The organism is Streptomyces sp. NBC_01224, from assembly GCF_036002945.1.
Taxonomy (GTDB): domain Bacteria; phylum Actinomycetota; class Actinomycetes; order Streptomycetales; family Streptomycetaceae; genus Streptomyces.
The window spans coordinates 1,708,874-1,721,131 of record NZ_CP108529.1 but is presented as its reverse complement, the minus strand read 5'-3'; the positions used below and the strand labels follow the sequence as shown (position 1 = coordinate 1,721,131).

Genomic DNA, 12,258 nt, shown 5'->3' with positions numbered 1-12,258 from the left:
CCCCGGAGCAAGGCATGGACATCAACGGCGCGCACGTGCTGGTCGCAGGCGCCACAGGCGTCATCGGCGGCGCCTTCACCGCCGAACTGGCCGCGCGCGCAGCACGTCCGGCCCTCGCAGGACGCGGCCCGGGCCGTTTGGCCCGGGCCGCCCAGGAGTATCCAGGCGCTCCGATCGCCCTCTTCGACGCGTACGTCCCCGAGACCTGTGCGCGTGCCGTGTACAGCGCCGCGGCCGTCCTCGGGGGACTGGAGGTCGTGGTGGTCGCCTTCGGCTCGGTGGCTTTCGGCCGGGCGGACATGGTCGGTGACGAGGTCGCGGAGCGTCTGATGGCCGTCAACGTCCTCACATCCGCCGCGTTTTTGGAACCCGGCGTGGTGACAGACCGTCCACAGCCGGGAATGGCCGACTACAACGCCTCCAAAGCAGCGCTGAGTGTCTGGCTCGCCGCCGTGTGTCGCGATGCACGACCCGCCGGCATCCGCGTGCTGGAGGTCCGGCCGGGGCACTTGGATACCGGCTTCGCCAGCCGGGCGGTAGCGGGTACCGCTCCGCCGTTGCCCCCAGGAGGGGACCTGCGTCAGGTAGTCAGAGCCGGTTTCGACGCGCTGGCGACGGACGCCGAGACCGTTCGTACGGCCCCGGACGGAACGCCCGTCATCGAACCGCGCGCCCGGTGAGGCGACGTACGACTCGTCCGGGCGGGACGGCCGAGGTGGTGATCGTGGGCGGTGGCGCGGCAGGACTCAGCCTCGCGCACTGGCTCACAAGGACCGGTACCACCGCCGTGACCGTCGTGGAGCCGCCCGACGGTCCGATGCGACCGCCCGAGCGGACCTGGTGCTTCTGGGACGAAACCGACGGCGAGTTCGAGGAAGCGGTCGTCGCCTCTTGGTCACGGCTGCGGATCTACGGCGCGGACGGCAGCAAGGTCACCGTCGCTCCCGACCCTCTGCGCTACCGCATGCTGCGGTCCGCCCCGTTTGAGAACCTGGTCCACGCTCGACTGGCCGGGTATCCCCAGGCGTGCGTCCTACGCGCGACGGCGAATACCGTGCGCAACGTGGCCGGGGGGGCCGAGGTCTGCTGCACAACACCGGACGGCCGTGCACTGACCCTGCGCGCGCGTTACGTGTTCGACTCACGCCCGCTGCGCCGCCTGCCGCCAGCCCGGACGGTGCTGCTCCAGCACTTCCGCGGCTGGTTCGTGCACACAGCAACGGCGTGCTTCGAACCCGCGGTCGCGGACCTGATGGACTTCCGGGTGCCGCAGCCGCGCCACGGGCTCGCCTTCGGCTACGTCCTCCCACTCGCTCCGGACCGGGCGCTCGTTGAGTACACCGAGTTCTCCCGGATCCCACTCACCACCGCCGGCTACGAGGCGGCGCTGGGCCACTACACCCGCGAAGTGCTCCGCCTCAGTGCGTTCACGGTGGAAGCGGCGGAGCAGGGCGTCATCCCCATGACCGATGCTCGCTTCCCCCGCCGGGTCGGGCCGGCCGTCTTCCGTATCGGGACCGCCGGCGGCGCGACCCGCCCGGCGACCGGCTACACCTTCGCCGCAGTGCAGCGGCAGAGCCGGGACATCGCCGCCGCGCTGCGCAACGGACGCGGCATCGTGCCCCCGCCGCACGGCCGACGGGCGCGGGCCATGGACGCAGTACTGCTGCGGGCACTGGACACCGGGCGGATGGACGGCCCCGAGTTCTTCACCGGCCTGTTCCGCCGTACGCCTACGGAACGCCTGTTGCGCTTTCTCGACGGTGCCACAACACCGTGGGAGGAATGCAGCATCGGACTGCGCACCCCGATTGGCCCGATGATCCGCACCGCTGCCGAACTCCTCTTTCTCCACCGCCGACCCTCCGCCACAGCCGTCACCACCCCTCGATCCGAAGAGAGCCACCGATGACGCTTCTGCGGGACCACGAACTGGCACGCGCCTTCGACCACGCGTCGCGCAGCTATGACCGCCTCACAGCCATGAACCCCGGTTACCACGCCGATCTGCGCCGCTCGGCACGACGGCTCCGGCTACCCCGCCAAGGAGCTGGAATGCATGTCCTCGATCTCGGCTGCGGCACCGGTGCCTCCACCCGGGCACTGCTCCGGGCCGCACCGTGCGCTCGCATCACGGCCGTCGACGCCTCGTCGGGAATGCTGCAACGCGCGCTCGCCAAGCCGTGGCCCGCACGTGTCCGATTCCTGCATCGGAACGCTGAGGAAGTGCACGCGGTCGGTGAGGGGCTCTTCGACGCGGTCTTCGCCGCCTATCTGTTCCGCAACGTCGCCGATCCGGACAGAGTCCTCGCGTCGGTCCGAGCACTGTTGCGTCCGGGCGGGCGACTCGCCGTCCACGAGTACAGCCTCAGCGGCTCGCCCGTCCACCGCGGGCTCTGGACGGCCGTATGCCACGGGGTGATCGTTCCGGTGGGCACGCTGAGCGGCGACCGCGCGCTCTACCGCCATCTGTGGCGCAGCGTCCTCGCCTTCGATACCGCCCCCGCCTTCGAGGACCGCCTCACGCGTACGGGTTTCACCGGCGTACGCACCGTTCCCGTCGCCGGTTGGCAGACAGGTATCGTTCACACCTTCCTCGCCCGCAACGGCTCGGCTCCGGTGACGGAGTACGCCCTGTGAGCGCCGACCACCACCGTCGTGTCCGGCGGGGCCGCGACCGCAAGGCGAGTGTCCTCATGCCCGCGCCGGGACGGGCCCGCTTCGAGCGCCAGGATGCGCCGGGCGTCGCGGTGATCGGCGGCGGAATCGCCGGTCTCGCTGCGGCAACCCTGCTGGCGGAACGCGGAGCACGGGTGACTTTCTATGAACGGGAAGGATCGCTCGGCGGCCGTCTCGCCGGTTGGCGCACCCGCCTGGCCGACGGTTCCGAGGTGACCATGACCCGCGGCTTCCACGCCTTCTTCCGTCAGTACTACAACCTGCGTGGCCTGCTGCGGCGGACAGACCCCTCCCTCACGCGGCTCGTGCCGCTGCCCGACTACCCCCTACGGCACAGTGGCGGCCTGGCCGACAGCTTCGCCCGCGTCCCGCGGACACCACCCTTCAGCGCCCTCGGCTTCGTCACCCTCAGCCCCTCCTTCGGCTGGCAGGACCTCGCCGCAATGGATCCGCGCGCGGCGCTGCCGCTCCTGGACGTCCGCGTGCCCGAGGTGTACGGACGCTTCGACCGCGTCAGCGCGACCCGTTTCCTGGAGGGCATTCGCTTCCCCGATGCCGCCCACCACCTGGCGTTCGAGGTGTTCTCGCGCAGCTTCTTCGCCGACCCGCGCGAACTGTCCGCTGCGGAAATGCTGCTGATGTTCCACATCTATTTCCTCGGCTCCTCCGAAGGACTGCTCTTCGACGTGCCGGACGAACCCTTCCCACAAGCCTTGTGGGAGCCTCTCGGCGGCTACCTGCAGCAGCTCGGCGTGGACATCCGCACCGGTACTCCCGTGCACGGTGTCCGCCCGTCCGCCGGTGGAGTCCTGGAGGTGCAGACCGACGCTGCGATCGACCGCCATCAGGGGGCGATCCTCGCCCTCGACGTCGAGGGACTGCGTCGGCTCGTCGCCGGGTCGCCTGGTCTGGGTACCGCCGCCTGGCGCGACGACATCGCCACCCTGCGCACAGCCCCCGCGTTCCTCGTCTCCCGGCTCTGGCTCGACCGGCCAGTCCGCGCCGATCGAGCCGGCTTCCTCGGCACCAGCGGCTACGACGGCCTGGACAACATCAGTGTCTTGGAACGCTACGAGGGCGAGGCCGCCCGCTGGGCCACCCGCACCGGCGGCTCGGTGGTGGAACTGCACGCCTACGCTGTGGCCTCCGGTACCGAGCCGGAAAAGCTGCAAGACCTCCTCGTCGACCGGCTTCACCAGGTCTATCCGGAGACCAAAGAGGCCCAGGTCGTGGACGCCCGCCACGAGTGGCGGGCGGACTGTCCGCTCTTCCCGGTCGGCGCTTATCACCAGCGGCCCACTGTCCGCACCCCCCACCCACGGCTGACGCTGGCCGGTGACACGGTGCGCTGCGACCTGCCCGTGGCCCTGATGGAACGCGCCGCTACTACGGGCTTCCTGGCAGCCAACGCCTTGCTGGCCGACTGGGGTGTCCGGGGCCAGGTACTGTGGACCGTCCCCCGCGCCGGCCGTTCCCCTGCCCTGAGGGTACTTGCAGCACTGGCAGGACGTGGCTGAGATCCAGGCTGCCTGGATTGAGTCCTACACGGTCCACCGTCGGCCCGGAGTGCCCGCCCGCGACGCCACCCGGTGCGGCGAGAGGGAGTACGAGGTGTCGCGGGCAGGCGGGGGCGTGACGACAGAGCCCAGCGCACTCGGTCGGCACACGGATGGGGCGCAGGTTCAATCGATCGACGCGGTCACCCGGGGAACCGCCCGGTGCTCCGCAGGGTCCAGCGTCGCTCGGCGTAGGCCAGATCGTCGCGCCACAGACGGCCTGCTGCGCGACGCATCAGCGGGCGTAGCAAGGGAGCGGCAGCCCGGGCCAGCGCAAAGCCCCGCCGGTTCGAGGCGGCGACGACCGCCTCGACGACGGCGGTCCGTGGATTGGCATCCGCCTCGCTCGTCAGTGGCGTGGCGTGCGTCTCCACCACCGATGTTGTCCCGTCGCCCTCGGTGATGTGCATGGCGACCGTACGCGGATCAGGTGCTGTGAATTCCGCCCGTACGGGCACCACCAGACGACCCGTGACACGGAACGAGACATCGACGACGAACGCGTTGTCGTGATCGCTCTGTGGCAAGCGCACCACCTGCAGGTCGACGAACGAGTGAGGATGGAACCACGAGCCGTGCCACGGGTCGAGCCGGTTGGCGACCACGTCCTGCGGCTCGCACCGCCCCACCGCCGTGAACACCGCGTCCACTGCTCTGCTCGCCGCGGGACGCACAGGCACCACGGGACGATCTGATGGCTCTTCGCCGCCGACCTCGTCCAGCCGCACCCACACCAGCACCCCGTCGTCGTGGGCGGGGAACGGGTCCCAGCCTGCGAACGGGGCACCATCCAGAGTCAGTCCGTGCCAGTGGCACACCAGCGTGCCACAGATCACCCGGCCGTCGCGCAGGGGGGCACCGAGGTGGGGGCAGGCGCCCGGGCCTGCGTGGAGCTCGCCCGTGTTCGATCGCCATAGTACGACCTCGAGGCCGCCCACCGTCCGGCCGTACGGGCGGCCGCCTGCGGCGACATCCCGAGAGGCTCCGACGACGAACCAGTTGCCGGAGCGACGCGCCGAAGCCCGCGTGAGAGCCTCGGCTACCAGTGACGGTTTCGCCTCCCGCCATGAAGGCTTCTGCGCCGCCCACGCCGGTCCGTTCCGCCGACGCAGCGGTGGTGTCCAACGCGCTTTGTCCACTGGATCGTTCACTGCTCGAATTCCCTCCACCGGGGCACGGCGCCGCGCTCCGGGGCCAACGGATGCGCGGCGCGGGTGCGCAGACGCACGCCGAGGATGCGGGCGGCTCCGACCGCGGCGGTGGCCGCGCGGCGTCGGCAGGGCACGACCGACCGGCGGTGCAGTACCCCGTAGTCGTGATGCGCGATCACGTCCAGGATGCCGCCGTACAGCGTGAATGCGGTACGGATACAAGGACGCACACGCGGGTCGAGCATGGCGATGCCGGGCTCGGCCTCCCGATACACGCCTTTGGTCAGTGCCTCAGCGGCGATGAAAGCCGACCGAATCCGGGGGTCACGGCGCCCGGTACGCCTGCTCCATTCCAGCAGCGGCCGGTCCACCCCATGGGCGGCGAGCAGGTCCGCCGGCAGGTAGACGCGGCCGCGGTCCAAGTCCTCACCCACGTCCCGAAGGAAGTTGGTGAGCTGGAACGCCACCCCGAGGGCCGCCGCGTGCGGTGCCGCCTCCTCGCGGGGCACGACCGTACCGAGGACGGGCAGCATCTGCAGTCCGATCACGGCTGCCGAGCCGTGCATGTAGGTACGCAGGTCGGCGTACGTCGGATAGTCCGTGACGCTCAAGTCAGTACGCATCGAGGCGATGAAGTCGGTGAACAGCGTGCGCTCGATGCCGTACCGGCCGATGGTGTCGGCCAACGCCCGGACCAAAGGCCCGTCCGCGCCGCCGGTGGACAGCCCGTACGCGAGGTCGTTCTCCAGCAGGCGCAGCAGTCGGTCACGCTCGTCGGGGGTCTGCCGTCGGTCGATGTCGTCCACGATGTCGTCCGCCCAGCGCGCGAAACCATACAAAGCGTGCACCGCGCAGCGGTGTTCGACCGGCAGCAGACGGGTGGCGAGGAAGTACGTCCGGCCGTGACGGGCGTTGAGCTGTCGGCAACGGGTGTACGCCGCGCGTAGCTCGGGGTCGCTGATGCCGGCGGCGTCCAGTTCACGACGGGTCATCGGCAGGTCTCCCGGTCGAGACGGTCGAGGAGAATGCAGCACGCCCGGCGGGCGGGGCCGATCCTGTCCGGGGTGCCGGGCGCCGGGCGCCTCCGGTGATGCGGTCGGCGGCGAGTTTTCCACTGATGAGGACCGTCGGCACGCCGACACCGGGCGTGGTCCCGCAGCCGGCGAGCACGACGTTGTCCAGCCCGCTTACCAGGTTGTGCGGCCGGAACGGACCGGTCTGGGCGAAGGTGTGCGAGAGGGAGAAGGGACTGCCCGCCGCATGGCCCTGCGCAGTCCAGTCCATCGGTGTCACCAGGAGTTCCTCCTGGATGCTTTCCGCGAACCCGTCGAGCCCCCGGCGTTCCAGCTCGGCCACAAGGCTGTCACGGTAGCGAGGCCCCAGGTCGCGCCACGAAGCTGCGCACGGACCAGTGATCGTGTTCGGGCAGGGGGCCAGAACATAGTGGAGATGCCGGCCCCCGGGCGCCAGACCCGGATCATGGGAAGTCGGCCGGGTGATCAGCAGCGACGGGTCGCTCATCAGCGCACCCGTGCGCGTCAGTTCGTCGAATGTGTGCTCCCACGCCGCGCCGAACGAGAGCGTATGGTGCGCGAGACCGGACCAGGTACGGTCCGTCCCGGCATGCAGGATCACCGCGGACGGCGAGTGACGCAGCCGTACCGGGCGCCGGGGAGCGCGCCCCAGGAGCCGGTGGGTGACGGGAAGATCGGGCGTCAGGACCACCGCGTCACAGGCGATCCGTTCGCCCGAGGCCAGACGCACGGCGCGCACCCGGCCGGTCGAGCGCTCCAGTTCGTTCACTTCGGCCGACCAGCGGAAGGTGGCACCGGCACCGGCCGCCGCATCGGTCATGGCCCGGGGCAGGGCGTGCATTCCGCCTTTGGGGAACCAGACGCCGGCCACGGTGTCCATGTAGGCGATCACGGCGTACGCCGCGAGTGCCCGAGCAGGGGTGACACCCGCGTACAGCGCCTGGAAGGTGAAGACGCGGCGCAACCGGGCGTCGGACAGGAAGCGGCCGATCTGGCGGTCCAGCCGTCCGAAGCCGCCCAGTGTCGCCAGGCGGGCCAGGTCCGGATGCAGGAGCTGGAAGGGCGAGTCGAAGTTCGTGTCGATGAACCGCCTCATCTGCGCCTGGTACAGCCGTTTCAGCCAGTTCCGGAGGCGGCGGTAACCCGCCGCCTCCACCGGGCCCGCGAAGCGACGTACCTCCGCTTCCATCGCCTCGGCGTCGGTGTGGACATCCAGGGAAGACCCGTCCGCGAAGCGGGCACGGTACGCCGGGTGCAGGGCCACCAGCTCCAGGTGGCGACCGAGGCTGTCGCCAACGGCTGCGAAGGCCTCGTCGGCCAGATGCGGCATCGTCAGCACCGTGGGGCCTGTGTCCATCAGGTATCCGCCGAGCTCCACACGGCCGGCCCGGCCGCCCGGACCGGGATCCCGCTCGACGACCGTGACCCGGCGTCCGGCGCCCAGCAGGTGGAGGGCGCACGCAAGGCCCGACAGGCCGGCGCCCACGACGACGACATGATCTGCAGGCCCCGGTACGGTCCTCACGTGCTCTCCCCTGTGAGGTCGGGAACCATGCCCACCGCCTGGTCGACCAGCGCGGCGAACTCCCGCCTTACGAGGGGCGCGGCGCCGGTCTCCTCGAAATGTCGCAGACTCGTGCCCGCCAGCTCCGTGATCTTGGCTTCCACGACGGCACGGGCCCCGGTCCGCTCCAGCGCGGCACGCATCCGGTCGATGGTGCGGTCCGAGCGGGGGGCCGTGACGGGTCCGAGCGCGTCGACGGCCTCCTCGTCCCCGGAGTCTTCGGCGAGTCTGGTGGCGACGGCCAGCAGATAGGTCAGCTTTCGGACGCGCAGGTCGTCGCCCGACGGTTTGCCCGTCAGTGCCGGATCCCCGAAGGCACCGAGCAGGTCGTCGCGGAGCTGAAAGGCCAGCCCCGCACACCGGCCGGCGGACCGTAGCGCGTCAACGGTGCGCGCATCGGCGGCGGTCAGTGAGGCGCCCAGGGCCAGTGGCCGCTCGACCGTGTACAGGGCGCTCTTGAGCGTCGCGATGGTCATGGCCTCGTCGACCCCGGACGAGCCAGCCGCCTGCGCGTGGATGTCGCGGTACTGCCCTGCGACCATCTCGCCGCGCAATGCCTGCCATTCGCGATACAGCCGCCAGCCATGGGGTGATCGGAGTGCGTTCTCGGTCAGCAAGTCATCCGCCCACGCGAGCGCCAGGTCGCCCGCGAGCACGGCGGCGGCGGTCGCGAACGATTCGGGCGGGCCGGTCATTTCGGCGGCGCGGTGCATACGTGCGAAGTCGACGTGTACCGCAGGTTCCCCCCTTCGCAGGAGGGATCCGTCCATCACGTCGTCGTGTATGAGGGCACAGGCCTGGACAAGTTCGAGGGCAGCCCCCAGCTGCAGAACCGCACCGGCGTCGCCTTCGCCGCCCGCGGCCCGCCACCCGCACCATGCGAACGCCGTGCGCAGCCGCTTCCCACCGCGTCGGGCGAATGCCGCGACGCGGTCGGCGACATCGCCAGCGAACACCGGGTCTACCTCACGGGCCCGGCACAGTCCCGCGTCGAGGAACTTCTCCAGGACCGTTTCGACGGCCCTGGCGGCATCGTTCGCCGTGAGCGGGGCATCGACGCATCCTGCCGGTCCGGCAGCAGTCATCCGCAGAGCAAGCATGCGCAACCCTCCTTCGCTTTTCGATTACCTGGACTCTGCTTCTGTCGCCAGCACGGGTGAGGTTGCGCTGATCTCTGCCCTGTACAGGTCCCGGCCCGGTCACCGCCCACTCCACCGGCCCAGCATCATGAGCCTTATGGTGGTGCGTCGCTGCGTGGGTACTCCAGCAGGCGGACCACCGCGAGGCCGGTGCAGCCGGTCTAGTCCACGTCCGGCCTGGACGGTGCGGGGGTTGTGAAAGACGCCTGGAGCTTTGCAGGCACATGAGGCTTCCAGGCCATTGGTGCCATGCTGCGCCTACAGCGCCTACAGCGCCTACAGCGCCTACAGCGCCTACAGCGCCTACAGCGCCTACAGCGCCTACAGCGCCTACAGCGCCTACAGCGCCTACAGCGCCTACAGCGCCTACCGACTGTTCACCGCGGTCTATCCCGAGCCCGTCGCATTGGCGCCGCTGCTCGCCTCGCCCTACTGGCGACACCTGGCCACCGGCACCGCCGCCTAGCAGTCCCGATTCTTCGCCGAGGTGGGCAAGCGCGTCACCTACCCTGACAACGAACATGAGCGCGGCGACGCCGTCGTCCACTGGGCCATCGCCGACTCCTGGCGCCCGCCCTCCCGGTCCTTGACGAACTACACCCCCGGCTGGGGCCCGCGGAAAGCTATCTCCCCTTCACGCGAGCCGACTTGTACGGCACGAGAACAGTGCGAAGCGGTTCAGCTGCATCCGGCGGAACCAGGGCCGCACGCTCCAGTTCCACTGCCACCTCAAGCCCGTCCTCCTCAGGGACAGGACACAGCAGTACGTGAAGTGGGAAGGCACCGTCTGGCACGGCCGCACCGACGGCTCATGAAGGAAGACGTTGCGCGAAGGCGCAGAGAACTCCCAGACGGGGCAGCGCGCTTGCGAGACCAGCGCGTAGAAAGCGCCTGTAACCGACGTCGACCACCGCGTTCCTTCGTCTCCCAGTCACTGAACTCGATTGGGTGATGTTGGCTCGTTCGCCCGACCTCACCGCCGCCCCCTTCTGGCGCCACCTGACCAAAGGACCCGCCAGCATGCCCTGGAGCGTCACACCCCCGTGTAGAGCCCCTGCGGGGCGGGTCGAGAGGGTCCAATGGTCAGTGTTTGAAGGCGTCCTTGATCTTCGCCGCAGCCTGTTTGACGTTGCCCTTGATCTGATCGCCGCGTCCTTCCGCCTGCAGACGTCGGCTACCTGTTCCGCGGCCGGCAGCCTTTTTGGTGCCGCCTTTGACCGCTTCGGCTTTGTGCGCGATCTTCTTGGCGATGCTCATGGTCTGCCGTCCTTTGTGAGTGATCTGCCAGTGCATCGAGAGGGGCCAATCAGCGGTCGTCTGCGGGCATGGCGGCGGCAGGGTTGGTCAGGTGCTGAGCAGGCGGTTGAAGAACGAGCGGTACCGCTGGAGCGCAAGGCGCAGATCTTCGGTCGCCACCTGCTCACCGCGCTGCCACTGGCCTTCGAGACCTCGCTTGTGCTCGGAGAAGGTCGTGGCCAGCGCCTGCATCGTCTCGGCGACCAGCTGGTCGGCCGCGTTGACGGCGTTCTTGGGGTCGTCGACGAATTCGCCCTGGATCTTCTGCCACCTGGCGCGGAATTCCTCCTGCTCCGCTCCGAGCAAGGGTTCGTTCTCCTCGGCCGGTTCCGCTGCGCGGCGTTCACCGGCGGATGCCCGGCCGCCACCTTCCTCCCGGCCCTCACCGTCGGTGGTCGTGGCCTCTGCGGGGTACTCCGGTGGCACGTCAGCCAAGCCCGGCGCTTCATCTCCGGGGCCCTGCCGGGCACCGGTAAGGTCCTCCGTGGACGGAACGCCCTCGTCCCTCTGGGGTGTGTCCTGGTTGCGCATCGCTTCACTTCCGTCCGTCACCTGTTCCGGTCGGGCGCCGACTGAGCCAGCTCGTCGTCCTCAAGCGTTGGCCGCGGACTCACGCCTGGCTCCCGCGTGGCCGGTCGCCGTTGTGGAGCAGTTCGTCGAACAGCGCGCGGTAGTGCACCATCGCGCCGCGCAGCTCTTCCGTCGTCGCCTGATGGCGGCTGCTGCGGTCGTTGACCTCGTGGGCGGCGCGGTAGTGCTCCAGCGTGCGCCCGTGTTCGACCGACAGATCCTTCAGCTGCTGCTCGTACCCCTTGGTCGGGTACCCGCGTTCGCTCATGAGTGTGGTCACGAGCCGGTCCGCCTCGTGGACCGCGTCGTCGGGCCGGTCGACGAACCCTTCCTGCACTCGGGTCCAGTCCTGGGCGTAGCGGTCGCGGACAGGTGCGGGTAGGGGCTTGATGTCCAGCGCGTCGTGGCGTTCCTCGCGCTCGCGCAGCTCGCGCTCGCCCGCCCGGCGGCCGTGCTTGGCTTCCACGGCCCGCTCGTACTCCGGGCCGAACTGCTCCCGCAGCTTCCGGCGGCGCGTGGTAAGCATCCGCGCTGCCACCGTGCACAAGAGAAGCACCAGCACGACGGCAATGATGATCACGATAATAGGGGACATTGGGTCCTCCGCTCGTTAGCCGAGTGAGCCCCCGTGCAATGCGGCCGCCGCCCCTGCCCACGCCTCAAAGAGGGCGTTCACCCGCCCACGCTGTACAGCGGGGCGCGGTTGCGTCTACCAGTAATGCCGTCGTCCGCCGACCGCGTGGCCCAGGCGTCCCAGCAGGAACAGGATGGCCCCGATCACGATCAGGATGATCCCGACCGTCCACAGAATGGTGATCTTGGCCAAGAACGCCACAATCAACAGGACGACTCCAATAACGATCACGGTTTCCTCCGATCACGCATGAACCCCAGCCCTAATCGTCCTCTCTGCCTGCCTCACTGACAAATTGATCAGCAAGGTCAGCCAGGGCCCGCCGTACCGCAGGCCGGACGCGTGCTCACCTGCGCAGCCGCAGTTCCCCCGTCTCCACCACGACGCCCTGGCGCCACCGGGTCCCACGACGAGCGCGCCCTTCCCGGGGGAGTGGCACGTACGGGGACCGGAAGACTGCCCGCACGGGCGATGTCGACCCTACCGTCCACGAGGGTGACCCCGGCTGGACTGCTTGTGCAGGGTTGGAAGCTGCCGGACCCGACGACTACGCGTCCCGCCCTGGCGCCTGGTGAAAGGCGACGTCGGCCCAGGCGCCCAGAGCGGGGCGGGGCGGCATATCGAGTGTGACGGCG

General features: G+C 69.7%; 13 protein-coding genes. 5 read left to right on the top strand and 8 right to left on the bottom strand.

Annotated features, from left to right (window positions below; translation table 11 throughout):
* Nucleotides 1–14: 14 nt before the first annotated feature.
* From OG609_RS07070 to OG609_RS07055, 4 genes are read left to right on the top strand one after another with little or no spacing between them, the layout of a single operon-like run.
* On the top strand, nucleotides 15–680 hold the full coding sequence (locus OG609_RS07070; RefSeq protein ID WP_327272002.1) for an SDR family NAD(P)-dependent oxidoreductase: 666 nt from the start codon (nucleotides 15–17) through the stop codon (nucleotides 678–680).
* Nucleotides 677–1,912: a lycopene cyclase family protein gene (locus tag OG609_RS07065; RefSeq protein ID WP_327272001.1), complete on the top strand. Its 1,236-nt coding sequence runs from the start codon at nucleotides 677–679 to the stop codon at nucleotides 1,910–1,912. The genes OG609_RS07070 and OG609_RS07065 overlap by 4 nt, the downstream gene beginning before the upstream one ends.
* Nucleotides 1,909–2,640, top strand: coding sequence for a class I SAM-dependent methyltransferase (locus OG609_RS07060; protein ID WP_327272000.1), 732 nt, complete (start codon nucleotides 1,909–1,911; stop codon nucleotides 2,638–2,640). Before OG609_RS07065 ends, OG609_RS07060 begins: the two co-directional genes overlap by 4 nt.
* Before the next feature lie 56 nt (nucleotides 2,641–2,696).
* Nucleotides 2,697–4,196, top strand: a complete 1,500-nt coding sequence (locus OG609_RS07055) for an FAD-dependent oxidoreductase (protein WP_327277962.1) — start codon at nucleotides 2,697–2,699, stop codon at nucleotides 4,194–4,196.
* 182 nt (nucleotides 4,197–4,378) lie between these two features.
* On the opposite strand, the gene OG609_RS07050 is transcribed toward OG609_RS07055, so the two are convergent.
* The 4 genes from OG609_RS07050 to OG609_RS07035 are packed head-to-tail and all read right to left on the bottom strand — an operon-like array spanning nucleotide 4,379 to nucleotide 9,084.
* Complete coding sequence (locus OG609_RS07050; RefSeq protein WP_442818063.1) at nucleotides 4,379–5,374, bottom strand: DUF5914 domain-containing protein; 996 nt, start codon at nucleotides 5,372–5,374, stop codon at nucleotides 4,379–4,381.
* 8 nt (nucleotides 5,375–5,382) lie between these two features.
* Nucleotides 5,383–6,378 (bottom strand): phytoene/squalene synthase family protein, encoded by a 996-nt coding sequence (locus OG609_RS07045; protein WP_327271998.1) that lies wholly within the window; start codon nucleotides 6,376–6,378, stop codon nucleotides 5,383–5,385.
* Nucleotides 6,365–7,945 (bottom strand): phytoene desaturase, encoded by a 1,581-nt coding sequence (locus OG609_RS07040; protein WP_327271997.1) that lies wholly within the window; start codon nucleotides 7,943–7,945, stop codon nucleotides 6,365–6,367. The genes OG609_RS07045 and OG609_RS07040 overlap by 14 nt, the downstream gene beginning before the upstream one ends.
* Nucleotides 7,942–9,084: a polyprenyl synthetase family protein gene (locus OG609_RS07035; protein WP_327271996.1), complete on the bottom strand. Its 1,143-nt coding sequence runs from the start codon at nucleotides 9,082–9,084 to the stop codon at nucleotides 7,942–7,944. The genes OG609_RS07040 and OG609_RS07035 overlap by 4 nt, the downstream gene beginning before the upstream one ends.
* Before the next feature lie 253 nt (nucleotides 9,085–9,337).
* Between OG609_RS07035 and OG609_RS07030 the strand changes: the two genes are divergently transcribed.
* A complete protein-coding gene (locus OG609_RS07030; RefSeq protein WP_327271995.1) occupies nucleotides 9,338–9,589 on the top strand; it encodes a hypothetical protein in 252 nt (83 codons plus the stop codon).
* Between the two features lie 617 nt (nucleotides 9,590–10,206).
* Here the strand turns inward: OG609_RS07030 and OG609_RS07025 are convergent.
* From OG609_RS07025 to OG609_RS07010, 4 genes are all read right to left on the bottom strand, one after another.
* The gene (locus OG609_RS07025) at nucleotides 10,207–10,380 is read right to left on the bottom strand and encodes a CsbD family protein (protein ID WP_327271994.1); all 174 of its coding nucleotides are present in this window, start codon (nucleotides 10,378–10,380) and stop codon (nucleotides 10,207–10,209) included.
* Between the two features lie 87 nt (nucleotides 10,381–10,467).
* Entirely contained in the window at nucleotides 10,468–10,845 is a 378-nt protein-coding gene (locus OG609_RS07020; RefSeq protein ID WP_327277961.1) for a hypothetical protein, read from the bottom strand.
* Nucleotides 10,846–11,029: 184 nt separating this feature from the next.
* Nucleotides 11,030–11,584: a hypothetical protein gene (locus tag OG609_RS07015; protein ID WP_327271993.1), complete on the bottom strand. Its 555-nt coding sequence runs from the start codon at nucleotides 11,582–11,584 to the stop codon at nucleotides 11,030–11,032.
* Nucleotides 11,585–11,698: 114 nt separating this feature from the next.
* A complete protein-coding gene (locus tag OG609_RS07010; RefSeq protein ID WP_145763116.1) occupies nucleotides 11,699–11,854 on the bottom strand; it encodes a DUF6131 family protein in 156 nt (51 codons plus the stop codon).
* Nucleotides 11,855–12,258 lie beyond the last annotated feature (404 nt).

Bases quoted from the DNA above. Each gene is read 5' to 3' on its own strand.
- OG609_RS07015 (WP_327271993.1), bottom strand. From the start codon at position 11,584: ATGTCCCCTATTATCGTGATCATCATTGCCGTCGTGCTGGTGCTTCTC.
- OG609_RS07035 (WP_327271996.1), bottom strand. From the start codon at position 9,084: ATGCTTGCTCTGCGGATGACTGCTGCCGGACCGGCAGGATGCGTCGAT.
- OG609_RS07070 (WP_327272002.1), top strand. From the start codon at position 15: ATGGACATCAACGGCGCGCACGTGCTGGTCGCAGGCGCCACAGGCGTC.
- OG609_RS07025 (WP_327271994.1), bottom strand. From the start codon at position 10,380: ATGAGCATCGCCAAGAAGATCGCGCACAAAGCCGAAGCGGTCAAAGGC.
- OG609_RS07045 (WP_327271998.1), bottom strand. From the start codon at position 6,378: ATGACCCGTCGTGAACTGGACGCCGCCGGCATCAGCGACCCCGAGCTA.
- OG609_RS07055 (WP_327277962.1), top strand. From the start codon at position 2,697: ATGCCCGCGCCGGGACGGGCCCGCTTCGAGCGCCAGGATGCGCCGGGC.
- OG609_RS07060 (WP_327272000.1), top strand. From the start codon at position 1,909: ATGACGCTTCTGCGGGACCACGAACTGGCACGCGCCTTCGACCACGCG.